The sequence below is a fragment of the Microbispora sp. NBRC 16548 genome (assembly GCF_030268985.1).
GTDB lineage: Bacteria > Actinomycetota > Actinomycetes > Streptosporangiales > Streptosporangiaceae > Microbispora > Microbispora catharanthi.
In genome coordinates this window covers 113933-139332 of record NZ_BSSF01000007.1, presented here as the reverse complement: position 1 = coordinate 139332, position 25400 = coordinate 113933, and the positions used below count along the sequence as shown (strand labels likewise).

Annotated in this window: 22 protein-coding genes and 1 pseudogene; 10 read left to right on the top strand and 13 right to left on the bottom strand. The window is 71.2% G+C overall.

Going from position 1 to position 25400, the window contains the following annotated elements:
* The first annotated feature begins 3 nt into the window (after positions 1-3).
* Entirely contained in the window at positions 4-1440 is a 1437-nt protein-coding gene (locus tag QSK36_RS20825; RefSeq protein ID WP_285783574.1) for an ATP-binding protein, read from the top strand.
* A gap of 26 nt (positions 1441-1466) precedes the next feature.
* On the opposite strand, the gene ligA is transcribed toward QSK36_RS20825, so the two are convergent.
* The 4 genes from ligA to QSK36_RS20805 all read right to left on the bottom strand — a co-directional run bounded on the left by ligA (position 1467) and on the right by QSK36_RS20805 (position 7053).
* Positions 1467-3677 (bottom strand): NAD-dependent DNA ligase LigA, encoded by a 2211-nt coding sequence (gene ligA, locus QSK36_RS20820; RefSeq protein ID WP_285783794.1) that lies wholly within the window; start codon positions 3675-3677, stop codon positions 1467-1469.
* A 393-nt stretch (positions 3678-4070) separates the two neighbouring features.
* The gene (locus QSK36_RS20815; protein ID WP_285783573.1) at positions 4071-4532 is read right to left on the bottom strand and encodes a hypothetical protein; all 462 of its coding nucleotides are present in this window, start codon (positions 4530-4532) and stop codon (positions 4071-4073) included.
* A gap of 110 nt (positions 4533-4642) precedes the next feature.
* On the bottom strand, positions 4643-5626 hold the full coding sequence (locus QSK36_RS20810; protein WP_285783572.1) for an asparaginase: 984 nt from the start codon (positions 5624-5626) through the stop codon (positions 4643-4645).
* Positions 5623-7053 (bottom strand): purine-cytosine permease family protein, encoded by a 1431-nt coding sequence (locus QSK36_RS20805; RefSeq protein WP_285783571.1) that lies wholly within the window; start codon positions 7051-7053, stop codon positions 5623-5625. Before QSK36_RS20805 ends, QSK36_RS20810 begins: the two co-directional genes overlap by 4 nt.
* A gap of 124 nt (positions 7054-7177) precedes the next feature.
* Between QSK36_RS20805 and QSK36_RS20800 the strand changes: the two genes are divergently transcribed.
* Entirely contained in the window at positions 7178-8737 is a 1560-nt protein-coding gene (locus tag QSK36_RS20800) for a PucR family transcriptional regulator (protein ID WP_285783570.1), read from the top strand.
* Positions 8738-8750: 13 nt separating this feature from the next.
* Here the strand turns inward: QSK36_RS20800 and QSK36_RS20795 are convergent, their stop codons facing one another.
* The 4 genes from QSK36_RS20795 to QSK36_RS20780 all read right to left on the bottom strand — a co-directional run bounded on the left by QSK36_RS20795 (position 8751) and on the right by QSK36_RS20780 (position 12607).
* Positions 8751-9617, bottom strand: coding sequence for a polysaccharide deacetylase family protein (locus QSK36_RS20795; protein WP_285783569.1), 867 nt, complete (start codon positions 9615-9617; stop codon positions 8751-8753).
* Positions 9618-9718: 101 nt separating this feature from the next.
* Positions 9719-10852, bottom strand: coding sequence for an oxidoreductase (locus tag QSK36_RS20790; RefSeq protein WP_183540592.1), 1134 nt, complete (start codon positions 10850-10852; stop codon positions 9719-9721).
* A 28-nt stretch (positions 10853-10880) separates the two neighbouring features.
* Positions 10881-11498 carry a DUF1989 domain-containing protein gene (locus QSK36_RS20785; protein ID WP_183540594.1) on the bottom strand — a complete coding sequence of 206 codons (618 nt, stop codon included), beginning with the start codon at positions 11496-11498 and terminating at the stop codon, positions 10881-10883.
* A gap of 104 nt (positions 11499-11602) precedes the next feature.
* Positions 11603-12607, bottom strand: a complete 1005-nt coding sequence (locus QSK36_RS20780) for a methionine synthase (RefSeq protein ID WP_285783568.1) — start codon at positions 12605-12607, stop codon at positions 11603-11605.
* A gap of 19 nt (positions 12608-12626) precedes the next feature.
* Between QSK36_RS20780 and QSK36_RS20775 the strand changes: the two genes are divergently transcribed.
* Positions 12627-13256 carry an MBL fold metallo-hydrolase gene (locus QSK36_RS20775; RefSeq protein WP_285783567.1) on the top strand — a complete coding sequence of 210 codons (630 nt, stop codon included), beginning with the start codon at positions 12627-12629 and terminating at the stop codon, positions 13254-13256.
* A 2-nt stretch (positions 13257-13258) separates the two neighbouring features.
* On the opposite strand, the gene mnmA is transcribed toward QSK36_RS20775, so the two are convergent.
* Positions 13259-14344 carry a tRNA 2-thiouridine(34) synthase MnmA gene (gene mnmA / locus QSK36_RS20770; RefSeq protein WP_285783566.1) on the bottom strand — a complete coding sequence of 362 codons (1086 nt, stop codon included), beginning with the start codon at positions 14342-14344 and terminating at the stop codon, positions 13259-13261.
* A gap of 76 nt (positions 14345-14420) precedes the next feature.
* Between mnmA and QSK36_RS20765 the strand changes: the two genes are divergently transcribed.
* The 3 genes from QSK36_RS20765 (at position 14421) to QSK36_RS20755 (ending at position 17067) form a co-directional block, all read left to right on the top strand.
* Entirely contained in the window at positions 14421-15461 is a 1041-nt protein-coding gene (locus QSK36_RS20765) for a DUF695 domain-containing protein (RefSeq protein ID WP_183540600.1), read from the top strand.
* Between the two features lie 134 nt (positions 15462-15595).
* Positions 15596-16516: a Rieske (2Fe-2S) protein gene (locus QSK36_RS20760; RefSeq protein ID WP_285783565.1), complete on the top strand. Its 921-nt coding sequence runs from the start codon at positions 15596-15598 to the stop codon at positions 16514-16516.
* Positions 16513-17067 carry a hemerythrin domain-containing protein gene (locus QSK36_RS20755; RefSeq protein ID WP_183540604.1) on the top strand — a complete coding sequence of 185 codons (555 nt, stop codon included), beginning with the start codon at positions 16513-16515 and terminating at the stop codon, positions 17065-17067. Before QSK36_RS20760 ends, QSK36_RS20755 begins: the two co-directional genes overlap by 4 nt.
* Before the next feature lie 69 nt (positions 17068-17136).
* On the opposite strand, the gene QSK36_RS20750 is transcribed toward QSK36_RS20755, so the two are convergent.
* Positions 17137-18291, bottom strand: coding sequence for a cysteine desulfurase family protein (locus QSK36_RS20750; protein WP_183540606.1), 1155 nt, complete (start codon positions 18289-18291; stop codon positions 17137-17139).
* Positions 18292-18393: 102 nt separating this feature from the next.
* Here QSK36_RS20750 and QSK36_RS20745 point away from each other — a divergent pair, with 102 nt between their 5' ends.
* Both QSK36_RS20745 and QSK36_RS20740 read left to right on the top strand, forming a co-directional pair.
* Complete coding sequence (locus tag QSK36_RS20745) at positions 18394-18885, top strand: TetR/AcrR family transcriptional regulator (RefSeq protein WP_139578345.1); 492 nt, start codon at positions 18394-18396, stop codon at positions 18883-18885.
* A 139-nt stretch (positions 18886-19024) separates the two neighbouring features.
* Positions 19025-20239, top strand: a complete 1215-nt coding sequence (locus QSK36_RS20740; protein WP_285783564.1) for an MFS transporter — start codon at positions 19025-19027, stop codon at positions 20237-20239.
* Positions 20240-20312: 73 nt separating this feature from the next.
* Here the strand turns inward: QSK36_RS20740 and QSK36_RS20735 are convergent, their stop codons facing one another.
* Together QSK36_RS20735 and QSK36_RS20730 are read right to left on the bottom strand one after the other, a co-directional pair.
* The gene (locus QSK36_RS20735; protein WP_285783563.1) at positions 20313-21266 is read right to left on the bottom strand and encodes an electron transfer flavoprotein subunit alpha/FixB family protein; all 954 of its coding nucleotides are present in this window, start codon (positions 21264-21266) and stop codon (positions 20313-20315) included.
* A 10-nt stretch (positions 21267-21276) separates the two neighbouring features.
* Positions 21277-22056, bottom strand: a complete 780-nt coding sequence (locus QSK36_RS20730; protein WP_285783562.1) for an electron transfer flavoprotein subunit beta/FixA family protein — start codon at positions 22054-22056, stop codon at positions 21277-21279.
* A gap of 431 nt (positions 22057-22487) precedes the next feature.
* Between QSK36_RS20730 and QSK36_RS20725 the strand changes: the two genes are divergently transcribed.
* Positions 22488-23390, top strand: a complete 903-nt coding sequence (locus QSK36_RS20725) for a DUF8094 domain-containing protein (protein ID WP_285783561.1) — start codon at positions 22488-22490, stop codon at positions 23388-23390.
* On the opposite strand, the gene QSK36_RS20720 is transcribed toward QSK36_RS20725, so the two are convergent.
* The gene (locus tag QSK36_RS20720) at positions 23308-23817 is read right to left on the bottom strand and encodes an ATP-dependent nuclease (RefSeq protein ID WP_285783560.1); all 510 of its coding nucleotides are present in this window, start codon (positions 23815-23817) and stop codon (positions 23308-23310) included. The genes QSK36_RS20725 and QSK36_RS20720 overlap by 83 nt on opposite strands.
* A gap of 660 nt (positions 23818-24477) precedes the next feature.
* Here QSK36_RS20720 and QSK36_RS20715 point away from each other — a divergent pair.
* A pseudogene (locus tag QSK36_RS20715) lies at positions 24478-25338 on the top strand (substrate-binding domain-containing protein); the annotation flags it as partial.
* Between the last annotated feature and the right edge of the window lie 62 nt (positions 25339-25400).

Below are 25400 nucleotides of genomic sequence, written 5' to 3'. Positions count from 1 at the left end.
CCAATGAACTTCAAGGGGAGAGCCGCAGATCTTGAGCTACTTGATCGGCAGTTGCGGCAGGTAGCGGAAGAGCGAGGCGGCACTCGCGGGCGTGCGGTGATCATGACCGGCCGACGCCGGGTGGGGAAATCGCGACTGGTTCAGGAGTTCTGCGACCGCACCGGCGTGCCGTACGTGGTCTTCCAGGCCACCAGGGGACGAAATCCCGTGGCCGAGCGCGCCGAGTTCGTCGGTATGCTCGCGCAGTCCGAACTGCCTGGTGCCGAATTGATCGCCGGGGTGCAGGCCGGGGACTGGAACCAGGCACTGCGCGCTCTGGCCGTGGCTGTGCCCGACCAGACGCCGAGCATCGCGGTCATCGATGAGGTTCCGTGGCTGGTGGAACAGGACCGCGAGTTCGAAGGGGCGTTGCAGACGGTTTGGGATCGGCACCTGTCCGCGAAGCCGGTGCTGCTCATCCTGGTTGGCAGTGACCTGTCGGTGATGGAGGCGCTTCAGTCCTATGGCCGCCCCTTCTTCGGTCGCGCCGCGAAGATGACCGTCCAGCCGCTCCACCCCGCGGATGTGGCCGTGATGACCGGGCTGGACGCCGCCGACGCCATCGACGCCTACCTGATCACCGGTGGTTTTCCCGAGGTGGTTCAGGCCTGGCAGCCAGGCATGAACCGTGTCGACTACCTGCGGGAGTCGTTGACCAATCCGCTGTCCGCGCTGCTGATGGCCGGCGAGTTGTCGTTGCTCGGGGAGTTTCCCGAGGTCTCCCACTCGCGTGCGGTCCTGTCGGCGGTGGGGAGCGGGGAGCGCACATTCTCCGCCATCGCCACCGAGGCGGGTGGCGCCACCCCCCTGGCCTCAGGCACGCTTTCCCCGCTGCTGTCCACCCTCATCGGCAAGCGGGTGCTGGCCGCCGACACCCCGCTGTCGATCAAGCCGGACACGAAGAACAAGCGCTATCGCATCGCCGATCCCTATCTGCGATTCTGGCTCGCCTTCCTCGACCGCGGCATTCCGCTGGTCGAGCGCGGCCGGGGCGAACGTGTCCTGGCCTCCATCGCACGTTCCTGGACCTCCTGGCGTGGCCGCGCCGTCGAGCCCGTCGTCCGTGAGGCACTGCTGCGGCTGCTGCCCGACGACCGATGGCCCGAGAGCGAGGCCGTCGGCGGATGGTGGAACCGCCAGAACAATCCCGAGATCGACCTGGTCGCGGCGGACCGCGAGCCGGTCGCGCGGCATGTCCACTTCCTCGGCTCGATCAAGTGGCTGGAGAACGGGTCTTTCGGGCGGCACGAGTACGACAGCCTGATGCGCGACATGCTCGCCGTCCCCGGCGCCGGCCCCACGACTCCGCTGGTGGCCGTTTCCCGATCCGGTGTCGATGACGGCCTGCCGCTCGCGGCGCACTGGGGTCCCGAAGATTTGCTGGCCGCCTGGCAGGCGTAGTGAGCCGGGCTGCTACGGGTGCGTGGTCATTCCTCGGGGGTGACGGCGACGGCGCGGGCGGCGTCGGGGCCCTTGTCGAGGAGGACGTGGAAGCCTTCCTCGTTGAGAATCGGGACGCCGGCCTTGACCGCCTTGTCGTACTTCGAACCGGGGTTGTCCCCCACCACCAGGAAACTCGTCTTCTTCGACACCGACGAGGTGACCTTGCCGCCCCTGGCGCCGATGGCCTCGCCGGCCTCGTCACGGCTGAAGTCGGTCAGCGTCCCGGTGACGACGAAGGTGAGCCCCTCCAACGGACGCGGCCCCTCGTCGGCGGGCGACTCGTCGGCCATCCGGACCCCGGCGGCCTGCCACTTCTCGATGATCTCCTGGTGCCAGTCGACCGCGAACCACTCCTTGATCGTCGCGGCGACCCTAGGGCCGATGCCCTCCACGGCCGCCAGCTCCTCCTCGGACGCCTTGGCGATGGCGTCGATCGAGCGGAACTCCGCGGCGAGCGCGCGGGCCGTGGGCGGCCCGATGTGCCGGATCGTCAGCGCCACGAGCACCCGCCACAGCGGCTGGTCCTTCTTCTTCTCCAGTTGGTCGAGGATCAGTTCGGCGTTCGCGCTGGGCTCGCCGGAGATGTTGGCGAAGAAGGAGACGACCTTCGGCTCACCGGTCTTCGGATCGATCTTCGGCAGACCGGTGTCGGGGTCGCGCACCACCGACCTGATCGGCAGCAGCTTCTCGATGGTCAGGTCGAACAGATCGGCCTCCGTGCGGACCGGAGGCTCCTGTGGCGGCAACGGCTGCGTCAGCGCGGTCGCCGCGACGTAGCCCAGCCCGTCGACGTCGAACGCGTTGCGCCCGGCCGCGAAGTAGATCCGCTCACGGAGTTGCGCGGGGCAGGAGTGGGCGTTCGGGCAGCGCAGGTCGGCGTCGCCCTCCCGCTCGTAGGCCAGTTCGGTGCCGCATTCCGGGCAGTGCGTGGGCATGACGAACTCCCGCTCGCCGCCCTGCCGCAGGTCCACCACCGGACCGACGATCTCGGGGATGACGTCGCCCGCCTTGCGTAGAACCACGGTGTCGCCGATCAGCACGCCCTTGCGCGCGACCTCCGAGGCGTTGTGCAGCGTCGCGCGCTCCACGGTGGACCCGGCCACCACCACCGGCTTCATGACGCCGAACGGTGTGACCCGGCCCGTGCGCCCCACCCCGACCTGGATGTCGAGGAGCTTGGTGGTGACCTCCTCGGGCGGGTACTTGAACGCGATGGCCCAGCGCGGAGCCCGGCTGGTCGAACCGAGCTGCCGCTGCACCGGAATCCGGTCGACCTTGACCACCACGCCGTCGATCTCGTACTCCGGGTCGTGGCGGTGGTCGTTGTAGTAGGTGACGAACTCACGGATCTCGTCGAGGCTCTTGACCACCTTGTAGCGGTCGCTGACCGGGAGTCCGAAGTCACGCAGCCGCTCGTAGACGGCCGACTGGGTGGCGGGCGGCGGGCCGCCGCCCTCCCACTTGCCGACACCGTGGACGATCATCCGCAGCGGCCGCTGCGCGGTGACGCGCGGGTCCTTCTGCCGCAGCGAACCGGCGGCCGAGTTGCGTGGATTGGCGAACGGCGGCTTGCCCGCGTCCATGAGCTGCTCGTTGAGCTTCTTGAAGCCCTCGACCGGCAGGAAGACCTCGCCGCGGACCTCCAGCAGGTCGGGCACGTCGTTCCCGTTGAGCCGATGCGGCACGTCGTCGAGCGTGCGGATGTTGGGGGTGATGTCGTCGCCGGTGCGCCCGTCGCCCCGGGTCGCGCCCCGCACGAGGCGGCCCTTCTCGTATACCAGTGCCACGGCCAGGCCGTCGATCTTCAGCTCGCACAGATAAGGCCCGGGGTCGACCTCGATCAGCCGCTCGGCCCTGGCCTGCCAGCCGGCGAGGTCGGCGTCGTCGAAGGCGTTGTCGAGGCTCTCCATGCGCTGGAGATGGGTGACGGGGGCGAACTCCGTGGAGATCGGCGCCCCCACTCTCTGAGTGGGCGAGTCCGGCGTGCGCAGGTCGGGATGCGCCTCCTCCAGCGCGAGGATCTCCCGCATCCAGCCGTCGTACTCGGCGTCGCTCACGGTGGGCGAGTCGAGCACGTAGTAGCGCCAGTTGGCGTCCTCGAGCAGCTCCGTGAGCTCGGCGTGCCGCTCCCGGGCCTCGGCCGGCGCGCTCTGTGCTCTATCGGTGGCACTCCCGGTGGTCTCGGCGGCGCCCATCACACTCTCGACCTCGCTCGCGGCCTCCGCGTGCCCGTTCGCCTCATCCGCGAGCCCGGTGCCGTCGAGCCCGGTGCCATCGAGCTCGGCGCCGTCGAGCCCGTCAGTCTCGTCAGCCCTGTCGGTCACGTCGCCCGTCTCCCCTCGTCAGACACCCAGGGCAACCGTATCTCCGGCGACCGACAGTTCGCGAAGGACGGGGGCGGGAGCCGCGCCGAGGACGTGGGCGGCCCCCGCCGGACCGCTCGGCGAGAGGGCCGCTCCAGACCGCGCGGCCCCTCGTCTCAGGAGCGATCGAGAATTACGGTAGACCGCTTGCAGCCCACTTTCATTCCTTTTTGTCCGGGTGTACTCGGGCCGGTCGCCGTGGATGGAGAGAGACCGGCCCGAGGGTCAACCTCCCTGGGTCCAGACGCGTTCCCAGCGAGAGCACTTGCCGGTGATCCGGGCCGCGCTGCCCCGGCAGACCATCGCCTTGGCCAGCAGCATGTACCCGGCCTTCACCGTGAACGTCCGCGGGGTGGACTGGGAGCAGTTGCGGTAGGTCGCCGTGCGGTACTTCCCGCGGTCGGTCAGCCACTTGATCTTCACCCACGAGCAGGTCTTCGCCCCGCCCGCGTCATAGAGGTCGCCGACGATGCGCAGGCCCGACGAGCCCGACCGGACGTACCCGTTCGCCCAGCCCTTGGTGTCGGAGGACGCCGTCGGTCCCCACTCCCAGGTCTCCGCCGCCGACGCGGCCGAGGCCGCGGACGCGGGCGAGGCCGCCGCGGGAGCCGCGACGAGACCCGCGGCCAGAGCGGTGGACAGCCCGGCAGCGGCGAGAGGGAGCAGGAGGCGCGCAGCGCTTCGCATGGTCTTTCTCCTGAACGTCTGAACTTCCAGCACGTCAAGAGATACGTGACAAGGCTTGTGAATCACTTGGGGATGAGCTGGGAGGCCGCTTGGATCACTCCGCACGACACTCAGATCGTGAGATGCGGCCTGATCCGGGCCAGCGCCTCGGCGGGGCCGGGCTCGGCCGCGAGGGCGGCGGCGAGCAGCAGCCGGGCCTTGGGGGCGGCGAGTGATCCGGCGAAGACCGCGCCCGCCTCCTCCAAGGTGGCTCCGCCTCCCGCGCCGTACACCGGCAGGGACGGGCCGGCGTGGCAGCGCGAGGTCACGAGCACGGGTACGCCTTCCGCAACGCACGCGCGGATCTCGCCGAGCAGGCCGGGGGTCGGGTTGCCCGCCCCCAGGGCCTCCAGGACGAGCCCTCGTGCGCCCGCCGCCCGGGAGGCGGCCAGATGGACGCCGTCGGCGCCGAGATAGGCGGGCACGATGTCCACCCGGGCCTCCAGGCCCCCGAGCTCCGCCAGGGTGAACCCGGGGAGACGCCCGGGCCTGGCGGCGATGTGGACCCGCTCGCCGTACACCTGGCCGATGGGCCCGTAGCCGGGTGAGTCGAAGGCGTCCGGCGCCACGGTGTGGGCCTTGGTCGCGTGCCGGGCGGCGTGGACCCGCCCGGCCATGACGATGACGGCGCCCAGCCCCCGGCCCGTGGTGACGGCGGCGACGCGCAGGGCGTCCGTAAGATTGCGCGGCCCGTCGCCGTCCGGCTCTCCCGCGTGCCGCTGCGCTCCGGTGAACACGACCGTCCCGCCGGCGCCCAGGAGCAGGTCCACGAAGAACGCGGTCTCCTCCATCGTGTCGGTGCCGTGGGTGACGACGACGCCGTCCACGCCGGGGTCGGCGACCGCCGCGGCGACCCGTTCCGCGATCCGCAGCATGCCGTCCAGCGTGAGGTTGAAGCTGTGGACGAGCATCGCCTCGTCCACCTCGACGGTGAGGGCCGGTCCGGCCGCGCCGACCAGGTCGCGGCCGGCGACTGCCACGCTGACCGCGCCGCCGGGGCCGGGCACGGAGGCGATCGTGCCTCCGGTGGTGATGACGCGGATCCGTGCGCTCATCGCGACAGCGCCTCCTCCCGCTGTCCGAGCGTACGGCCGGTCCTCGCCCGGGCGAGCAGGTAGTACGTCCCGCCCGCGACCAGGCCGCCGGCCAGCCACGAGAAGTCGGTGTCGTTCAGCGCCCGGGCGATGGGGCCCTGGGTCGCGGGCACCATCCCGAACTGCCAGCTCCACGCCGCGACCAGGCCCAGCCCGAGACTCATCATCGCGGGCCGGTCGGTCCGGCCGCGGGACGCGACGTCCTCACGGTAGAGGGACGGAACGTCGATCCGGCCGCGGCGCAGGAGGAAGAAGTCGACCAGGACGATGCTCGCCCACGGGCTGATCCACACCAGGATCGAGACCATCCAGTTGTCGAAGGCATGGGCGAAGCTGTCCGCCCGCACGAACACCGCGAGCACGACGGACGCCACGAGACCCGCGACGAGGGTGAGCTTCCATCGGGCGATCCGGATGCCGACGGACAGGGCGGCGAGCGAGCAGGAGTAGAGATTGAGGATGTTGGTGGCGACCGGCCCGTGCATGATCAGCAGGAGGACGGGGATCGCCATCACGCCGAAGGTGCTCGTCACCAGGCCGGCGGGGTCCGCTCCGCTGCCCGAAGCGGCCAGGTACGCCCCGAGCGCGGCGAGCCACACGGTCGGCACGTACATGCCGAGCGCGGTGGACCAGAACACGGACCGGGTGGACGCGCCGGTCCGGACGAAGCGGCTGTAGTCGGCGGAGTAGGGCAGCCAGGTGATCCCCCAGCCGACGCCGATCGCCGTGAGGAGCTGCGTGACGGCGGTGATCTTCGAACCCGGCGCCGCCGCCGTGGCGGTCGTCCACTGCGGGTCGGCCTGGCTCACCGCCAGGACGGTCATGAGGGCCATGAGCGCCGCGGTGGCCGGCACGGTGTACTTCTCGAAGGTGCGGATGGCGTAGAAACCGTACAGTGCCAGGAACAGCTGGACGCCCATGATGACGGCGGCCACCAGGTACTTCAGGCCGGTGCCGCCCTGGACGCCCAGCTGCGCGAGGATCGCCAGCACGAGGTCGAGCACGACCCAGGTGTTGACCCCGACCCAGCCCATGGTCAGCAGACCCTGGACGAGGCCCGGCACGATCGCCCCCCGGCGCCCGAAGGCCGCGCGGCCGAGCACCATCTGGTTGACCCCGGTGCGGTGTCCCATCACATTGAACAGGCCGAACACGGCGCAGCCCACGAGGTTGCCCACGGCCACGACGACGACGGTCTCGACCAGGCTGAGACCCAAGGTGATGCCCAGGGCGCCGAGCACCCAGTTGATCGGTGCGATGTTGGCGCCCGTCCAGATCCAGAACTGCTGCCACGGCGTGGAGTCGCGGGCCGAGGGGGAGATGGGCTCGATGCCGTGGGAGTCGAAACGGACCGCGTCCGCCGAGCCGGCAGGAGGGGGGTTGTGCATGGCTGCTCCTGATTGTGCTGGCGTCACACGCTGGTGTGACACCCACCACACAAGCAGGTGCGGCATCGGCCGGTAAGTGGACGAAGCTCTAGTAATCAGACCGGCCGCTGTGTACATTCACACGGTGTTCACGCTGCGGTCCCTGGTGGCGAACGCGTCGCTGAAGCTGAGAGTGCTGGTGCCCGGCCCTGAGGGCGCCATGGACGAGCCCGTCGTGTGGGTCCACAACACCGAGCTGCCCGACCCCTCCCCGTACGTCCGGGAGCGGGAGCTGGTGCTGACGAACGGCCTGTGGGCGGGACAAGCCACCCCCGCCGAGTTCGTGGCGAGCGTACGGCTGGCGAGGGCCGCAGGGATCGTCTTCGGGCTGCGCGCGCAGACCCCGCGCACACCGCCGGAGCTGGTCGCCGCCTGTCGGGACACGGGCCTGCCGCTGCTGGAGATCGCCCAGGCGGTGCCGTTCACCGAGGTCTCCCAGGCGGTCTCCGCCATGTACGCGGACCAGCGCCAGCGGGCCCTGGCCGGAATGGTCCGCAGGGGCGACGCCCTGGCCACCGCGATCTCCCGCGGGGCGGGCCCTTCCGGTGTGCTCGACGTGCTCAGGCGGGACCACGAACTGCCTCTCGCCGTGGTCGACCGGACGGGCCGGGTGCTGGCGGCGGCGGGGGCCGACCTCGACGACGCTCAGGCCGGGGCGGTGACCGCCGGGCTGGCCCGCAGGCCGCCCGCGCTGGAGGTGGAGCTGGACCGCGCCGCGACCCGCGCCGCGCTCTTCCCCGTGGGAGCGGTGGGCGACGTCGACGCGGCACTCGTCTGCCTGCGCCCGTTGTCCGGCCTCGACCCCGCCGAGCAGGCGGCGCTGGAGCAGGCGGCCAGGTTCCTCAGCCTGGAGGTGGCCAAGCAGCAGGCGGTGCAGGCCATCGAGATGCGCTTCGCCGGCGAGCTGCTGGAGATGGTGCTGTCCGGCGGGCAGCGGACCGCCGAGGTGGCCGGCCGGCTGCAGGCGTTCGGCGTGGACGCGGCGGGGCCGCTGGCCGTGTCCGCGCTGGCCTTCGCGGAGCCGGAACCCGCCACGCTGCCCGGCCTGGCCGAGGTGGCCGGCGAGTTCCTCTCCGCGTCCGGGATCCCCGCGCTGGTGGCCGGAGGGACGCAGGACGTCGTGTCCGTGCTCTCCTGGCGGCATCCCGAGCCCGAGCTCCCCCTCCTGGCCGAGCGCCTTCTGGCCGCCGTGGGCAGGCGCTTCCCCGGCCGGCGGGTGGTCGCCGGGCTCGGCGGGGTGGCTCCGCACGCGGCGGGGCTCCGGCAGCCGCTGCTGCACGCGCGGGAGGCGTGCCGCGTGCTCCGGCGCTCCCCCAGCGGGCCGGCGGTCCGCAGTTTCGCCGAGCTGGGCACGCACCGGCTGCTGCTCGGGCTGGTGGACTCCGAGACGTTGCGCGGCTTCTCCCGCGACCTGCTCGGTCCCCTCCGGGAGCACGACGCCCGGCGCGGGAGCGATCTGGAACCGACGCTGCGTGCCTTTCTCGACCACGACGGGCAGTGGGCGGCCACCGCCGCGGCGCTGCACATCCACGTCAACACCCTGCGCAACCGCCTGGCGAAGATCACTGAGCTGACCGGCAGGGACGTGGGACGCACCGAGGACCGCGTCGACCTGTTCCTCGCCCTCGCCGTCGAGACGGGCTGAACCGAGCCCTCGCCTACGAGGGATAGACCTCGGGGTCGACGGCCGGCGGGCGGGGCCGGCGGGTGGTCAGATCCGGGTCGGCCGCCGCCAGCCCGGCCACCTCCCTGCACCGGGCGAACCGCACGTCCCCGCACTCCAGCGCGTACTCGACGAACCGGCGCAGCGCCATGGCACGCCCCGGACGGCCGGACAGGAACGGGTGCACGCACAGGTTGAACAGGCATCCGTAGTGGCGCATCCCGTCGAGCTCGGTGCGCCACATCTCCAGCACCTTCAGCGGAGACTCGATCATCGAGCCGACGTGCGGCGCCGGGAGGAAGGCGTACTGCTCCCAGTCGTCGAGCGACCAGTGCACCGGCAGCTCGACGATGTCGCGGGACCCGGTGACCAGCCGGTACGGCCGGTCGTCACCCATCAGCGAGGAGTCGTAGAGCAGGCCGTGCTCGGCGACGAGATCGGGGGTCTGCCACGACGCCTCCCACAGCGCGGCCCGATGCCCGGCGATCTCGATGCCCTGGCCGGCGAACACCTCCAGGCCACGCTCGAAATCCGCGCGCTCCTCCTGCGGGGTCATCGACGTGGGCGGGCGGTGGCTGTACGAGTGGTGTGCCACCTCGTGCCCGCGTTCCACGATCGACGCGGCCAGCCCCGGCCGTTGCTCGGCGACCCAGCCCGGGACGAAGAACGTCGCCGGGACGCCGAGTTCGCCGAGCAGGTCCAGGATGCGCGGCAGGCCCACCTCCGGGCCGTACGCCTGGTGCGACATGGTGCTCGCGTGCCGGGCGTAGTCGCGCCCGTGCGCGAGGACAGGCGTCTCGGCGTCCACGTCGAAGGTCAGGGTCACCACGGCCGCGGCGCCGCCACGCCAGTTCGCGCTCATCCCGCTGCCTTTCCTCTCCCGGCCGGTCCCACGGCCGTCATTCCGCCGATCCGATCCTCGGCGTGCCGAGTCTCGCATCCCCCCCGCGACAAGAACCGCGATCAGGACATCGCCCGCGCCGCCCGCAGCCACCGGCGCGCGTTGCCGAGCGTCGCCATCGGCTCCAGCATCGCGTGGTCGAACCGGTTCAGCGGCAGGCCCTGGGCGAGACGCCGCGGCAGATCGGGGTTGGCCAGCGCGCCCCTGGCGATCGACAGCATGTCGGCATGGCCGTCCGCGAGCACCCGCTCCGCCTGCGCGAGGTCGTGCATGCCGCCGTTCGCGACGACCGGAAGGCCGGTCACCTCGCGGGCAAGGGCCGTGATCGTGACGTCGCCGTCGAGGCGGGCGGTCTCGATCCAGCCGCGCCCCTCGCTGGCGACGTGCAGGTACGTCGCGCCCGCGTCGGCGAGTGCGGAGAAGACGACTTTCGCGTCCCGGGAACCCCCGGCCCAGCGGTGCGTGAAGTCGTTGACCTTGCCCTGGGACAGCCGCACCCCCACGCGGAAGCCGGGGCCGAGCTCGGCCCGGATGGCGGCCACCACCTCGGCCGTGAGGCGTACCCGGTTCGCGACGTCGCCTCCGTACGAGTCGGCGCGCCGGTTGGTGTAGTCGGTAAGAAACTGGTCCAGCAGGTAGCCGTTGGCCGCGTGCACCTCGACGCCGTCGAAACCCGCGTCGCGGGCCCGTACGGCCGAGTCCGCGAAACCGGCGATCGCCGTCTCGATGTCGGCCGTGCTCATCTCCCTGGGGATCGGCCACCTGCCGGACCCGCCGTACTCGGGCATCATCTCCCCGCGGGGCGGCACGGCGGACGGCCCGGCCGTCTCGTCGCGATAGCGGTTGCCCTGGGACAGCGCGCCGGCGTGCATGAGCTGCAGCAGGATCCGCCCGCCCGCCGCGTGCACGCGGCCGGTGATCTCCCGCCAGGCCGCGACATGGGCGTCCGACACGATGCCCGGCTGGTTGCGATATCCCTGGCTGTAGACGGCGTCCGTGTAGGTGCCCTCGGTGATCACCAGGCCGAAGCCGCCCTCGGCGAGATCGGTGTAGTAGTCGGCCATCTCGGGGGTCGGCGTGCCGTCGGGGGCCGCGGAGACCCGGGTCATCGGCGCGACCGCGAGCCGGTTGGGCAGGTCGAGGCCGGCCAGGCGGAAGGGCAGCAGGGCCCGATGGCTCGGGGTGAACGCACTCATCGGAAAACGCACTCCTCGAAACGTCGGATCAGTCGGATTCGGGCAGGACGTCGATCGCCAGCGACGTCGGCACGCCGCCGTTGATGTCCACCAGGTCCTGCGGGCAGGCGGAGACCACGAAGACGCAGTCCATGACGGCCTGGAAGGTGATCGCGTCTCCCGGCCGGCTGACCGCGGGCAGCCAGTCGAGCCGTCCCTCCTCGTCGACGGGGATCCGCATGAACACGTTGACCGGTTGCGGGGTGAAGGGAACGGCAAGTCCCATCGAGGCGAGGGCCCGGCGCAGGTTGCCGGCGCAGGAGGCGTGGGACGGCTGCGCGCCCAGCGCGGCGTACCGCTCCGGGTCGCACGCGGCGATCAGCATGTCGTGCAGGCCCGGTGACGTGTCGGAGACGAGCGTCAGGATCGGCCTGCGGCGATCGGTCCAGAACCGCTCCCCCACGGCGGGGAACAACCGGTTCGTCGAGCTGCGCGTATGCGAGGCGCTGAGGTGTTCGGTGACGTCATCGGCGGCGAAGGCGAAGACGTCGCCCACCTGGCCGCCTTCGAGATCGACGACGCTGACGCGCCGGCCCTGCGGCACCCGCACCGCCCTGGCCTCCCGGGCGGGTACGACGGTCCGCTCCACGGCGGTGATCGAATCCATGCCTCAAGGCAACCATCGGCCCCCCATCCGGCACCATGGAGCTTTCCCCAGCGAATGTCACTCCGACTGTGCAGACATCCATCCGTTGCCTGCGACGGCACCCGTCACTCGCCGGGATCCTCCCGGAGCACGCGGGCCGCCTCCCGGCACCGGGCCAGCGCCGCCTTGGCGTACGCGGGCGAGGCCCCGGCCAGGCCGCAGGCGGGGGTGAGCACGACCTGCTCGGCGAGCCGGGCGGGCGGGAAGCCGAGGCGCCGCCACAGCTCGACCGCCGGCTTGGCCACCACGCCGACGTCCGGCAGCCGGGTGTCGGTGCCCGGCACGACACCGAGGAACAGCGCGAGTCCCTTCTCGATCGTCTCGCCCAGCTCGTCCTCGTCACGGCGGCGCAGCAGCGCCGCGTCCAGCGACACGCCCCGCGCGCCCGCCGTACGGATCACCTCGTACGGCACGCCGGGCGCGCAGCAGTGGACGACGGGGAAGGCGGGCGCGAGCGCGGAGAGCACGGTCCTCAACCGCTCGGCCGCGATCGGGGACTCGACGGCGGCCAGCCGCCCGAAGCCGGACGCGGTCGGCACCGTGCCCGCCAGCACCCCGGGCAGCCCCGGCTCGTCGATCTGGACGACGAGGTCGGCTCCGGGAATCCGGCGCCGGACCTCCGCCACGTGCTGCGCGAGCCCCTCGGCCAGCGACTCGGTCAGGTCGCGTACGGCTCCCGCGTCGGAGAGCACCTTGTCGCCGTGCCTGAGCTCGATCGCTCCGGCGAGCGTCCACGGCCCGCACGCCTGGATCTTGAACGGCCCCTCGTAGCCCTGGGAGACCTCCTCCAGGCCGTCGAGGTCGCGGGTGAGGTGGTCCCTGGCCCGCTTGAAGTCCCGTCCCGGCCGGTCGGCGAGCCGCCACCCGGACGGCTGCACCTCCACGGGCAGCTCGACCAGCAGTGACGCCGTACGGCCGATCATGTCGGCGCCCACGCCCCGGCCCGGCAGCTCTGGCAGGTAGGGCATGGGCAGTTCGCCGAAGGCCGTCCTGACCGCCTCCAGATGGTCCTCGCCCGGGTAGGACCCCACCCCGCTGGCCGTGGCCTCGGACCACGGATAGTCGCTCACGGTCACTAGCTTAGGGACTATGAAACTCACCAAACTCGGACACGCGTGCTGGCGGCTGGAGAAGGACGGGCAGACGCTCGTCATCGACCCCGGCTCGTTCAGCGGTGAAGGACTCCTCGACGGCGCGGACGCCGTGCTCATCACCCATGAGCACTTCGACCACGTGGACGCGAATCTGCTCAAGAACGCGAGTCCGGACCTGGAGGTCTTCACCTGCCAGGCCGTCGCCGACCAGCTCGGCCGGATCCCGGCGAAGGTCCAGGTCGTCCACCACGGGGACGCCTTCACCACCGTCGGTTTCGACGTGCGGGCGGTCGGCGAGTGGCATGCCCGCAACCTGCCCGACGTCCCGCCCGTGCAGAACGTCGGCTTCCTCGTGGACGACGAGGTGTTCTACCCGGGCGACGCGCTCACGCCGCCGGGAGCCGAGGTGCCCACTCTGCTCGTGCCGACCGGCGGCCCGTGGCTGAAGGCGTCGGACACCATCCTCTACCTGCGGGACGTCCGCCCCGCGCGGGCGTACTCCACGCACGACGGGCTGTACAACGAGATCGGCCTGAAGCTGGTCGACAACTGGCTCGGCAGCGAGGCCGAGGCGCAGAAGGCCGACTTCCGCCGGATCCCCGTCGGCGAGTCCGTCGAGGTCTGACCTCAGACGGCCGAGGCGATCGTGGCGGAGCCGATGACGGCGTCGCCGTCGTACAGGACGGCGCCCTGGCCCGCCGCGACGCCGGTCGCCGGGCGGTCGAGCTCGATGTGCAGCTCACCGCCGGACACCTGGGCGCGGCAGCCGTACACCTCGCCGTGGGCACGCAACTGGACCGTGCAGGTGATCGGCTCGTACGGCTCCGCCAGCGGGCCGTTCCACACCGGCCGCTCGCCCACGATGCTGCGGACCTCAAGTGAGGTGCGGGGACCGACCGTGACCGTGTTGGACACCGGCTCGATCGACAGCACGTAGCGCGGCCTGCCGTCGGCGGCAGGCCGGTCGATGTGCAGGCCCTTGCGCTGCCCGACCGTGAAGCCGTACGCCCCCTGGTGGCTGCCGACCACCTGGCCGGTGAGCGCGTCGACGATCGGCCCCTGCGACGCGCCGAGCCGATCGGCGAGGAACGCCCGGGTGTCGCCGTCGGCGATGAAGCAGATGTCGTGGCTGTCGGGCTTGTCGGCGACGGTCAGCCCGCGCCGCGCCGCCTCCTCGCGCACCTGCGCCTTGGTCGAGCCGCCCAGCGGGAAGATCGCGTGCCGGAGCTGCTCGCGGGTGAGCACGCCCAGCACGTACGACTGGTCCTTGGCCTCGTCGACGCTGCGCCGCAGCACGCCCTCCTCCAGCCGCGCGTGGTGGCCGGTGGCGACGGCGTCGAAGCCGAGCGCGAGCGCCCGGTCGAGCACCGCCTCGAACTTGATCTTCTCGTTGCAGCGCAGGCAGGGGTTGGGGGTGCGCCCGGCGGCGTACTCGCTGACGAAGTCCTCGACCACGTCACGGTGGAACCGTTCCGCCATATCCCACACGTAGAAGGGGATGCCGATGACGTCGGCCGCCCGGCGCGCGTCGCGGGCGTCCTCCAGCGTGCAGCACCCGCGCGCGCCGGTGCGGTAGGACTGCGGGTTGGACGACAGCGCCAGATGGACGCCGGTCACGTCGTGCCCCGCCTCGGCTATCCGGGCGGCGGCCACCGCGGAGTCGACCCCGCCGGACATGGCGGCGAGGACGCGGAGCTTTCGTGTGGGACCCATAACAGTTCGAGGTTACCGCCCGCGGGGCCGCGCCCGCGTTGGCATCGGGGCGGGCGGGCTGGGAGGATGCGGGGTCATGCGACTGTTCGGGCGCAATAGCGAGTCCGCCGACCCCGCCGAGGCCATCGCGGCATTCTGGACCTGGTGGGACCAGGCACGTCCCCAGATCGACGCGCACGTCGAGGCGGAGGACCCCGAGGCCCTGTTCGAGATGATCGGCCCCGCCGTCACCGCCCTTCATCCGTCCCTCGTCTGGGAGATCGCTCCCGGCCGCATGGCCGTGAACGCCCTGGTCGTCAGCGCGTCGAACGACCCGGAGCTGCGCCCGTTCGCCCACCGGTGGGCCCTGGCCGCGCCGCCGGCGGACGCGATGTGGGAGTTCCATCCGTCGCGGCAGGCGAACCCGCAGGCCGCGGATCTGGCGGTCGACGTCGGCGGGCGGGAGTTCGGGCTCGACCGGCTGGTGGTGGCGCTGCGCGTGCCGCCCGGCACGCCGCGCGTGGACGTCACCGCCTTCCACCCGATCTTCCCCGACGTCGACGACGACACGCGGACGGAGGCGGCCTTCCTCGCGCTCGACTGGCTGCTGGGCGAGGACGAGGTGGCCCGCTGGGTGGGCGAGATCGTGGCCGCGGAGTTCGAGCCGATCGACGCCCTCCCCGCCATCCATCTGCCCGCCGTCGTCGCCGACGTGGCGGAGGGCTTCAGGGAGGAGCAGTGGGCGCTCCTCGAAGGCCACACCGCCACCGGCGGCCGGCTGACGGCCGCCGCCCGCTACCCCCTCCGGCCGGTCGACTTCCCACTGTTCGACCAGCACATCGCCGTCACGCTGCCCTACCGGGAGGCCGACGGCGACGGATTGCCCGCAGGAGCCTCCCTGGACGCGCTGCGCGACTTCGAGGAGCGGCTGAACAAGCGGCTGGCCGCGCTCGGCTCGGCCGTGCTGACGGCCCACCTGAGCGCCGACCGCAGCCGGGTGCTGCACGTCTACGCCGACCCCGCGGCGGCCGTGCCGCCCGTGGTCGAGGAGCTCGCGGCCGAGTGGAAGGAGGGGCGGGCCCGCGTCGAGGTGGCCGAGGACCCCTCATGGAGCGCGGTGGCCCCCTTCCTGACTTGAACCGGACATTCATCGCGTTTCATCACATTTGAGCACGGGCACGTCGCGATAGACGCAACGCGCGGGCGAGCGCCCGCGTTCCGCCCGTTCCCGCAGGCTGCGGGGCCGATCCGGCGATGGGATTGGGGTCGGTCATGGCTCAGCGCACACTGGACCGGTTGCTGAACGCGATCGAAGGCGACGGCCGCCTGGACCGACCGGGTCATCGGCTCGAACAGGGCCTCGCCTTCGCCGAGAACCTCCTCGGGATCACCAGGGGCCGCGCCCGCGGCTTCCTGCACGGAGTCTGGCTGGGCCACCCCTTTCATCCGCTGCTCACCGACGTGCCGATCGGTTCCTGGACGATGGCGCTGGTCCTGGACCTCACCGGACAGAAGGAGGCGGCGCGCAGGGCCGTGGGGCTCGGCATCGCCGGAGCGCTGGCCGCCGCGGCGACCGGCCTGCACGACTGGCAGTACACACATGACAACGCCCGGCGCGTCGGGCTGGTGCACGGCACGCTCAACACGCTCGCCCTCGGCCTGTACGGCTGGTCGTGGTGGCAGCGGGGCAAAGGCCATCATGGGCGCGGCCGGCTCGCCGCCCTGCTCGGCTATCCCGTGATCGCGGTCAGCGGCTTCCTGGGGGGCGCACTCACCTACCGGCACCGGATCGGGGTCGACCAGACGGACAGTCAGCTCGAACCACGCCATTTCACCCGCGTACTGGCCGAGCGCGACTTGACCGACAACAGCCCGCACCGGGTGCGGGCGGGCGGCGTGGAGGTCGTCCTGATCCGCGCGGACGGCCACATCCACGCCCTGGAGGACACCTGTCCGCACCTGGGCGCTCCGCTGTCGCAGGGCTGGCTCCGCGACGGTTCCATCACCTGCCCCTGGCACGGCTCCCGGTTCGAGCTGCACAGCGGAGAGAGCCTGGACGGCCCGGCCGTCGCGCCCGCGCCGTGCTTCCAGACCCGCGTACGCGACGGATGGATCGAGGTGCGCCGGATGCCGTCCGTGGCCACCGCGCCTCCCGGCAGCACGCTGGTCCACCAGCAGGAGGTGCAGCCATGAGGAGAAGGCCACAGGTGCTCACCGAGGTGCGGGAGGCGCCGGCCCCGCAGGAGCGCAAGAGGGCGACGCGGGTGCTCGTGGAGCACCACGAGGTGCTGCGGGGGCTCATCCGGCGCCTGCTGGAGACGCCGCGTTCGGAGCCCGGACGGCGGCGCGCGCTCGCTGACGAGCTGTTCGACGAGCTGCGGATGCACGAGCTGATCGAGGAGGAGGTCTTCTATCCGGCGATGCGGGACGTCACCGCGGGCATCGCGGCGGCCTGGTCGGAGCACCGCCAGCTCAGCGACCAGCTCGCGGCGCTGGTGCGCGCCGACCCGCGGACCGAGCGGTTCGACCGGGAGCTGAGCGTGATGCACCACGCGCTGGAGTCGCACGCCCACCTGGACGAGGAACGGCAGATGTTCCCCGAGATCGAGCGCTTCGCGGACGAGGAACAGCTGGTCGAGGTGGGCGACCGGCTCCAGGCCCGCCTGGAGTCGCTGCGCTCGTCGCGGCGCACACGGGCGGTCCTTCGCCTGCAGCGGGCGCTGCTGCGCCGTACGGCCCGATAGGCGCGGCGTGCATTCGCTGGGCCATACTCGGGCACGCGCCCGAGCCTCAGAGGGACAAGCGGGGGCGAGTCATGACAGACCGGCACGGCGGGCGCGCTCGACGACGTGCCCGATGACCTCCGCGACCCGGTCGACGTCCTCCTCCACGGAGGTGTGGCCGAGGGAGAAACGCAGCGAGCCGCGGGCGCGCGCGCCGTCCTGGCCCATGGCGAGCAGCACGTGGGACGGCTGGGCGACCCCGGCCGAGCAGGCCGAGCCTGTGGAGCACTCCACGCCCTTGGCGTCGAGGAGCATGAGCAGGGCGTCCCCCTCACAGCCGGGGAACGAGAAGTGGGCGTTGCCGGGCAGCCGGTTCACCGGGTCGCCGTTCAGCACGACGTCGGGCACGGCCAGCCGTACGCGCTCGATCAGGTCGTCGCGCAACGCCGACAGCCGCTCGGCCGTGGCCGGCTGCCGCGCGACGGCCGTCTCGACCGCCGCCGCGAACCCGGCGATGGCCGGCGCGTCGAGGGTGCCGGAGCGGATGTCGCGTTCCTGTCCGCCGCCGTGCAGGACGGGCACCGGATCGACGCCTCGGGCCAGCAGCAGCGCCCCGACGCCCACGGGACCGCCGACCTTGTGGCCGGAGACGGTCATGGCGTCCACGCCGGACTCGGCGAACGAGACCGGGAGCTGGCCGACCGCCTGCACCGCGTCGGTGTGGAAGGGGATGCCGTATTCGTGCGCGATGGCGGCCAGCACGCGCACCGGCTGCACGGTGCCCACCTCGTTGTTGGCCCACATGACGCTCACCAGCGCCACGTCGTCCGGGTCGCGGGCGATGGCCTCGCGCAGCGTCTCCGGATGCACCCGGCCCTGCTCGTCCACGTCCAGCAGCTCGACCCGGGCGCCGTGGTTGTCGCCGAGCCAGTGGGCGGGGTCGAGGGCGGCGTGGTGCTCGACCGAGCTGATCAGGATCCTGGGCCGCTTCCTCGCCCAGAACAGGCCCTTGATGGCGAGGTTGTCGGCCTCGGTGCCGCCGGCGGTGAACACGACCTCGCTCGGGCGGGCGCCGAGCGCGCAGGCGATCGTCTCGCGCGACTCCTCGACGACCCGGCGGGCGCGACGGCCCGCCGCGTGCAGGGACGAGGGGTTGCCGACCTGCCCGAGCTGGGCGGTCATCGCCTCGATCGCCTCGGGCAGCATCGGTGTGGTCGAGGCATGGTCCAGATATGCAGCTCCCACGACCCCTCCCTGACACGTATTCAGCCCACCAAGCGTATCCGGGCGAGCAAAGGACACCGGCACGTGTCGCAACTTAACCGTCCAGACGGTACAGTAGGTGGCATGAGGAAGGACGAACTGCTGGACGCGGCCGAGGGCCTGCTGCAGGATCAGGGCGCCCAGGCCCTGACCCTGGCGGCGGTGGCCGAGCGCGCCGGTGTCAGCAAGGGCGGCCTCCTCTATCACTTCGCGAGCAAGGAAGCGCTCGTCAAAGGCATGATCGAGCGCCTGATCGCCGATTTCGACGCGCTCATCGAGGCGCAGTCGGAGAGCACCTACACCCGGGCGTACGTCGCCGCGACGTTCGAGGCCGTGGAGACCGGCCGGCTGCGACGATGGGCCGTGGTCACGGGCGCGGCCGGCGATCCCGAACTGCTCGCGCCGCTGCGCGGGGCGATGGACCGCTGGATGCGGCAGGGCCTGGACGACGAGCCCGACCCCCTGACCTCCCAGGTCGTACGGCTGGCCTGTGAGGGCGTCTGGGAGGTCGCCACCCACTGTGCGGCGATCATCGACTACGCCGCGATCCGCGCCAGGCTGCTCGCCCTGTTGTAGCGCGCCGCTTGCGCACCCCCTGACCCACACCTGGTGGTCGCCCTTCCTTCCGGCTCTGCCGTGAAAGGGCGACCTGCTGGTGTCTGCCCGTAAATCCGGGCCCGGAAACCCACTCCACTCACCTGGAAAGGAAGCTGTGATGACCCGCGCTTTGAGGAAGGCCCGTCACGGGGCAGTCCTCACCTTCGTCCTGGCCGGCCTGATGTGTGGAACCTTCACCGTGCGCCTCCCGGCCCTGGCCGACCGGCTCCGCCTGCCGGAGTCGTCGGTCGGGCTCACCCTGCTCAGCTGGGGGATCGGCGCGCTGCTCACCATGCAGCTCATGCGCGTCGTCCTGGCCAGGATCGGCAGTCGTGGCGTCCTGCGCGCGGCCGCTCCCCTGTGCGCGGTGTCACTGGTCCTCGTCGCGTTCGCGCCGTCCCTCCCGGTGCTGGCCGTGGCCGCCGCCTTGTTCGGCATGGCGTTCGGCGCGGTCGACGTCGGCATGAACGCCCAGGGCTCGGCCGTCGAGCGCGCGTACGGCCGGCCGATCATGAGCGGCATGCACGCGGGATGGTGCGTCGGCGCGATCTCGGCGGGCCTGCTCGGCACCGGGGCCATCGCCCTGGGCCTGTCCCTCACCGCCCACATCCTGGTCGTCGCCCTGGTGTCGGTGCCGGCGGCGCTGGCCCTCAGCCGTCTGCACCTGCCCGACCCCGCCCCCGAGGCGGACGAGGCGGGCCAGGCGTCGGCTCGTGCCCGGCGCAGGCTGCCCGGGGTCGTCTACCTGCTCGGCGCGGTCACCTTCGCCGCGTTCATGGTGGAGGGCGTCGTCGCCGACTGGAACGGCCTGTACCTGATCGGCACGCTGCACGCCTCCGAGGCGGTCGCCGCGCTCGGCTACCCGGTGTTCGAGGCGGGCATGCTGCTCGCCCGGCTGGCCGGCGACCGGCTGCGCGGCCGCTACGGCGCCCGCGCGCTGATCATGTTCTCCGGCGGTGCCACCGCGCTCGCGTTCCTCGTGGTCATCGCCGCGCCGGTGACCGTGGCCGCCGTCGCCGGGCTGTTCTTCATCGGCATATCGGTGGCGACGATCTCCCCGATGGCGCTGTCGCTGGCGGGGACCGCGACGCGCGAGCCCGGCCCGGCGATCGCGCAGGCGAGCGCGATGGGCTACGCGGGCCTGCTGCTCGGGCCCGTGGTCATCGGTTTCCTGTCCGCCACGGCCTCGCTGCGGGTCGCGATGGGCGTGGCGGTCGTGCTCGGCGTCGTCATCGCCGTGGCCGCCCGGCTGCTGCCCGCGTCCCGTACGGAGATCATCCCGCTGCCGGTCCGGTCGGGGGACGAGGAGGCCCCCCTCCGCGCGGCGGCCTGACGCCTACCCGCCGGCTGGTCGAGAATGAGCTCTCGGCCCGTGCCGCGTGAACACGCGGCACGGGCCGAGCGCGTCACTTGCGCTTCTCGATCTCCTCGGTGAGCTGCGGGACGACCTGGAACAGGTCGCCCACGACGCCGAAGTCGGCGATCTCGAACAGGGGCGCCTCGGCGTCCTTGTTGATCACGACGATGGTCTTGGAGGTCTGCATCCCGGCCCGGTGCTGGATGGCGCCGGAGATACCGGCCGCGATGTAGAGCTGCGGGGACACGGTCTTGCCCGTCTGCCCGACCTGGAACTGGTGCGGATACCAGCCGGCGTCGGTCGCGGCCCGCGAAGCGCCCACGGCCGCGCCGAGCGTGTCGGCGAGCTTCTCGATGATCGAGAAGTTCTCGCCCGAGCCCACGCCCCGGCCGCCGGAGACCACGATCGCGGCCTCGGTCAGCTCCGGACGCGCGCCCTTCTCCTGGACGACCCGCTCGACGATCCTGGCCGCGCGGGCGGCGTCCGACAGCGCGACCTCCACCTTCTCCTCGGCGCCGGCCGCGGCGGCGGCGACGGGGGCGGTGCTGTTCGGGCGGACCGTGATGATCGGCGTGCCCTTGGTCACACGGCTGTGGACGTTGACGCCGCCGCCGAAGATGGACTGCTCGGCGACGAAGCCCTCGCCGACGCCCACCGCGTCCGAGATCACACCGGAGTCCGTCTTGACCGCCAGACGGCCGGCGATCTCCTTCCCCTCGCCGGTCGCGGCGACGAAGACCGCGGCCGGGGACCGCTCGGCCACCAGGTGCGCCAGCACCTCGGCCTTGGGCGCCACCACGTAGTCGCCGATCTCGTCGGCCGCCGCCACGTAGATCTTCTCGGCGCCGTACTCGGCCAGCCTGGCCTTCGCGGCGTCGGAGTAGCCGGGGCCGGCCCACACGGCGGCCGGCGTGCCCAGCGACCGGGCCAGGGTCAGCAGTTCGAGGGTGACCTTCTTGACGTCACCGTCGACGTGCTCGACGAGAACCAGAATCTCACTCATCCCAAGCCCCTCAGACGAACTTCTTCGACGCGAGGAACTCGGCGGCCTTGGCGCCGCCGTCGCCCTCGTCCTTGATCACGGTGCCCGCGGCACGCGGCGGGGCGGCGGCGAAGTCCACGACCTCGCTCCAGGCGTTCGCCAGGCCCACCTGGTCGGCCGCGATCTCCGCGTCGGCGACGCCGAGCGTCTCGACCGGCTTCTTCTTGGCGGCCATGATGCCCTTGAACGACGGGTAGCGCGGCTCGTTGATCTTCTCGACCACCGACACGACGGCGGGCAGCGACGCCTCGACCTTGTCGTAGCCGTAGTCGGTGATCCGCTCGACCCGGATGGCCGTGCCCTCGACCTCGACCTTGCCGGCGAGCGTGAGCTGCGGGGTGCCGAGCCGCTCGGCCAGCATCGCGGCGAGCATGCCCGTGCGGGCGTCGGTCGACTCCGAACCCAGGATCACCAGGTCGAAACCGATCTTCTTCAGGGCCTGGGAGACGGCATAGGAGGTGCCGAGCGCGTCCGAGCCGTGCAGGGCGTCGTCGTGCAGGTGCACCGCCTTGTCGGCGCCCATCGCCAGGGCCTTGCGGATGGTCTCGGTCGCCTTGGCGGGGCCCATGCTGAGGACGGTGACCTCGCCTCCATGGGCCTCCTTGAGCCGCAGCGCCTCCTCGACCGCGTACTCGTCGAGCTCGTTCACGACGCCGTCGGCGGCGTCACGGTCGAGCGTCTTGTCATCGGACCTCAGCTTGCGCTCGGTCGCCGTGTCGGGGACCTGCTTCACGCAGACGACGATGTTCATGGCCGGTGGCCGACCTCCCCTTTCCGTACGGCTGACGCCGCGGTTTTCGGTACGTGGCGCGGGGTACGCGCACGTGATGCAAGACTGCCAGGTGCTCGCGGGCGCGCCTGTGCAGGTGGCCCGGGTGTCGAACTGACCCTGGTCCCCCCAGGCGTATGTTACCCATCGGTAGCTTAGGTGCAAACCTCCAGGTTTTTACGGCCGCGTCCTTCGGTTGAGGAATTACCCAGAACCCGGTCACGCCCACTGCCACCCTACCGAACTATGTTCCGGAAGCGTCGGGGAGGTCCCCGTGGCCGGGATTCGGAACGGCTTCGCCACCCACGGCCACCATTCCATGATCGTAATCAGGCCGGGTGTGCACGGCGCTCACCGTGCTTCGATGTCCGATATGTTGGCATTTTTACGGCCGATCTTGGGGGACTTCGCCGGTGCGTGGGACGTGGCTGATCACGGTCCTTGTCGTCAGCCTGTCCGGCTGTGGTGTGGTCACCGACATGGTCGCCCACCGCGCCGACGTGCCGACCCCGGTCACGTCACCACGACCGACGCCGAGCGCCGCACCCACTCCCTCCGCCGCCGAGATGGGGCCGACCATCCCCCAGGCGAGGCAGGCCATGCGGGAGTGGGTGGGCAAGTACAACGCGACGCTGCGAATGCGCAGGTGGTGGAATCAGAACGACCGGCTCGACGCGCTGTTCGTCGAGGCGGCGCTGCACGAGGGCGTGATCGAACGCAACCATGAGATCTTCGGGTCCAAGCCGGGGCACAAGCCGATCAAGGTGACCGGCACCCCGACGATCTACCTGCCCCGGCCGGAGCGGCAGCAGCCGATCGGCGAATGGTTCGTCGCGCAGGCGACCTACAAGGACACCGAGGGCCATGCCCGCCCCCATCTGCTCGCGTTCCTCCGCTCCCACGGACAGTCGTTCAGGCTGGCCGTCGCGACCCCGCTGCATTGGGGCCGGCGGATGCCGAAGCCGCGACTCGACGCCGACGGCTACGTCACCGACATGGACGCCCTCGCGGCGAGCGCCGTGGCCCACGAGTACCAGAACTTCTGGAACAACGAGAAGAAGGAGGGGGCCTCCGGCTACCGCCTGGCCAAGGACAGCTACAGCCGCAAGGCATTCCCCGCCGTGAACAAGGGGGCGTACGTCGCGTTCGACGGCCACGGCTCGATCTTCGGCTTCCGTACCGCGGACGGCGGCTCGTTCTTCCTGTTCGGCATGGTCAACAACCCCAAGCACGTCAACCAGGTGCTGAGCGAGGCGCTGCTGGTGCCCCAGGGCAGCAGGACCATTCAGGAACTCGGCGCCGACTGGTTCTCCTAGCGGCCCTTGCCCCTGTGAAGTGCATCGTAGAACGCGCCTGCAGGGCCCGGCGCTTGAAGACCACGATCTCCTGAAGCTTCGCCGAGGCGGCGATCAGGGGAGAGTGCGTGGTCACCACCATCTGCACGCGCCCGGCGAAAGTGCCGGGCGCAGCCGACTCGACGGACAGTGCTGACGTTACCGCAGCCTCCCGCAGGTACTCCGACAGCAGCGTCTGCAACTGCGGATGCAGGTGCGCCTCCGGCTCCTCCACCAGAAAAACGGTCAGGTCCTGGTCGCGGGCGGCACGCAACTCGGCGAGCACGGTGGCGATGAAGAGCAGGTTGCCGTAACCGAGGCCGGAGTCGGCGATATTCACCGGCCGGGTCGGGTCGCCTTTACGGGTGCTCCGGGTCGGCGACAGGCGCCCTGACTCGGCGTAGGGCAACCTGGCCCCCTTCAGGCGCGGCCGGACCGCGCGGAGGTCCGTTCACGGCGCAAGGATGACCCGTCCGCCCGCGACGGCATTTGTACCTCCTCATCAAGGATCCATCAGCGGCCGGACCGGCCTGGGATGTGCTGGGACGCGTGGCCGTCGCCGTACGCCGAATCCGCTTTGAAAGATTCAGGAAAATTTGTCTGGAAAGTTTCTCTGCTTACGGGCGATTTAGATCGGCGTCAATGACAAAGGCGATGGTCATAGGGGCAGCGGACCAGTCGGTGAGAGGGCGAGGTCGCCCGCGTAGGGTGACGGTGCCGAGGGCGGGTGGACCGAGACGCGCCTCATCTCTAGGTTATGTTTCTAGCTGATCGGGTGGAAAGTTTCTGTTCTGAGATGGTTCGACCGGTCGGGCGGACCGCTCCTCATCAACGGAGAGTCCATGGTGCGCACGAGGCCCAGTACGCGCCGATCGTCTCCACGTACCTGTCCACATACCTGGTCGTCCGATGCCGGTTCAGCAAAGAAGTACTGATCGCGCCGTCAAGGTCGACATCGAGGGAGAGCGATCGTGAAACCGCCTAGCTTACGAAAAGTCCGCCTGCGGATCGGCGCGGTCCTCGCCACGCTGACCGCGCTTGTCCGGACGGGGATGAGCTCGTCTTCAGCGAGTTAGAGGACATGTGGGGCATGGAGATCATCCGCGGTGTCGAACGGGTGGCCCGTGAGCAACGCGTCGGAGTCATGCTGACGGAGTTCGGGCCGCGGCACGATCCGGTCGGACATCCGATCGGCGACACACTGGCCCGTCGCCCGGCCTGCGTCGTCACGGTCGCCCAACTCTCGCAGGAACAGCGTGACGAGTTGCAGGCCAGGGACATCCCGTTCGTAGTCTTCGACCCCACCACCGAACTGCCGGACGACGTCCCGCATGTCGGCGCCACCAACTGGGCGGGCGGCCGGCCTGCCCCCCGACATCTGATCGAACTGGGACACCGTCGCATTGCCATGATCGCCGGCCACGACCGGATTCGGTGCTGCCGGGCCAGACTGGACGGCTACCGCTCGGCCCTGGAAGTCGCGGGCATTCGCGTGGACACCGACCTCGTCGTACATGCCGAGCTGACCAGACATGACGGACGAGTGGCCGCGCTCCGCCTGCTGCGCTGCTCGGAACGACCCACGGCGATCTTCGAAGCCGGTGCCGTGTCGCCCACGTTCGCGGGTGGCGTCGCCGTCACCGATGTCCTCCTCGCTGCCTCCGTCACCGCGGTGATCGCCTACAACGACATGATCGCCCTCGGCCTGATCAGCCACATCACCGCGCGCGGCGTCCGCGTGCCGCAAGACGTCAGCGTGGTGGGGTTGGACAACATTCCCACGGCCGACCTCGTGACTCCTCCACTGACCACCGTCTGCCAGCGGGAAGAGCAATGTGGCCGAACGGCCGTCGATCTTCTGGTCGACCTGCTCAACGAAGCGAACGGCCCGGCATCTCGCGCCGGATCGCGCCCATGCAACTCGTCGTGAGGAAATCAACCGCTCCCGGCCCGGCCTGACGGGCAGGGAAACGCCCGCATTCACACCGCTGA

Bases quoted from the DNA above. Each gene is read 5' to 3' on its own strand.
- QSK36_RS20765 (WP_183540600.1), top strand. From the start codon at position 14,421: ATGCGACTGTTCGGGCGCAATAGCGAGTCCGCCGACCCCGCCGAGGCC.
- QSK36_RS20785 (WP_183540594.1), bottom strand. From the start codon at position 11,498: ATGGATTCGATCACCGCCGTGGAGCGGACCGTCGTACCCGCCCGGGAG.
- QSK36_RS20795 (WP_285783569.1), bottom strand. From the start codon at position 9,617: ATGAGCGCGAACTGGCGTGGCGGCGCCGCGGCCGTGGTGACCCTGACC.
- QSK36_RS20775 (WP_285783567.1), top strand. From the start codon at position 12,627: ATGAAACTCACCAAACTCGGACACGCGTGCTGGCGGCTGGAGAAGGAC.
- QSK36_RS20730 (WP_285783562.1), bottom strand. From the start codon at position 22,056: ATGAACATCGTCGTCTGCGTGAAGCAGGTCCCCGACACGGCGACCGAG.
- QSK36_RS20740 (WP_285783564.1), top strand. From the start codon at position 19,025: ATGACCCGCGCTTTGAGGAAGGCCCGTCACGGGGCAGTCCTCACCTTC.
- QSK36_RS20810 (WP_285783572.1), bottom strand. From the start codon at position 5,626: ATGAGCGCACGGATCCGCGTCATCACCACCGGAGGCACGATCGCCTCC.
- QSK36_RS20825 (WP_285783574.1), top strand. From the start codon at position 4: ATGAACTTCAAGGGGAGAGCCGCAGATCTTGAGCTACTTGATCGGCAG.
- ligA (WP_285783794.1), bottom strand. From the start codon at position 3,677: ATGGGCGCCGCCGAGACCACCGGGAGTGCCACCGATAGAGCACAGAGC.
- QSK36_RS20755 (WP_183540604.1), top strand. From the start codon at position 16,513: ATGAGGAGAAGGCCACAGGTGCTCACCGAGGTGCGGGAGGCGCCGGCC.
- QSK36_RS20815 (WP_285783573.1), bottom strand. From the start codon at position 4,532: ATGCGAAGCGCTGCGCGCCTCCTGCTCCCTCTCGCCGCTGCCGGGCTG.
- QSK36_RS20745 (WP_139578345.1), top strand. From the start codon at position 18,394: ATGAGGAAGGACGAACTGCTGGACGCGGCCGAGGGCCTGCTGCAGGAT.
- QSK36_RS20760 (WP_285783565.1), top strand. From the start codon at position 15,596: ATGGCTCAGCGCACACTGGACCGGTTGCTGAACGCGATCGAAGGCGAC.
- QSK36_RS20790 (WP_183540592.1), bottom strand. From the start codon at position 10,852: ATGAGTGCGTTCACCCCGAGCCATCGGGCCCTGCTGCCCTTCCGCCTG.
- mnmA (WP_285783566.1), bottom strand. From the start codon at position 14,344: ATGGGTCCCACACGAAAGCTCCGCGTCCTCGCCGCCATGTCCGGCGGG.
- QSK36_RS20805 (WP_285783571.1), bottom strand. From the start codon at position 7,053: ATGCACAACCCCCCTCCTGCCGGCTCGGCGGACGCGGTCCGTTTCGAC.
- QSK36_RS20735 (WP_285783563.1), bottom strand. From the start codon at position 21,266: ATGAGTGAGATTCTGGTTCTCGTCGAGCACGTCGACGGTGACGTCAAG.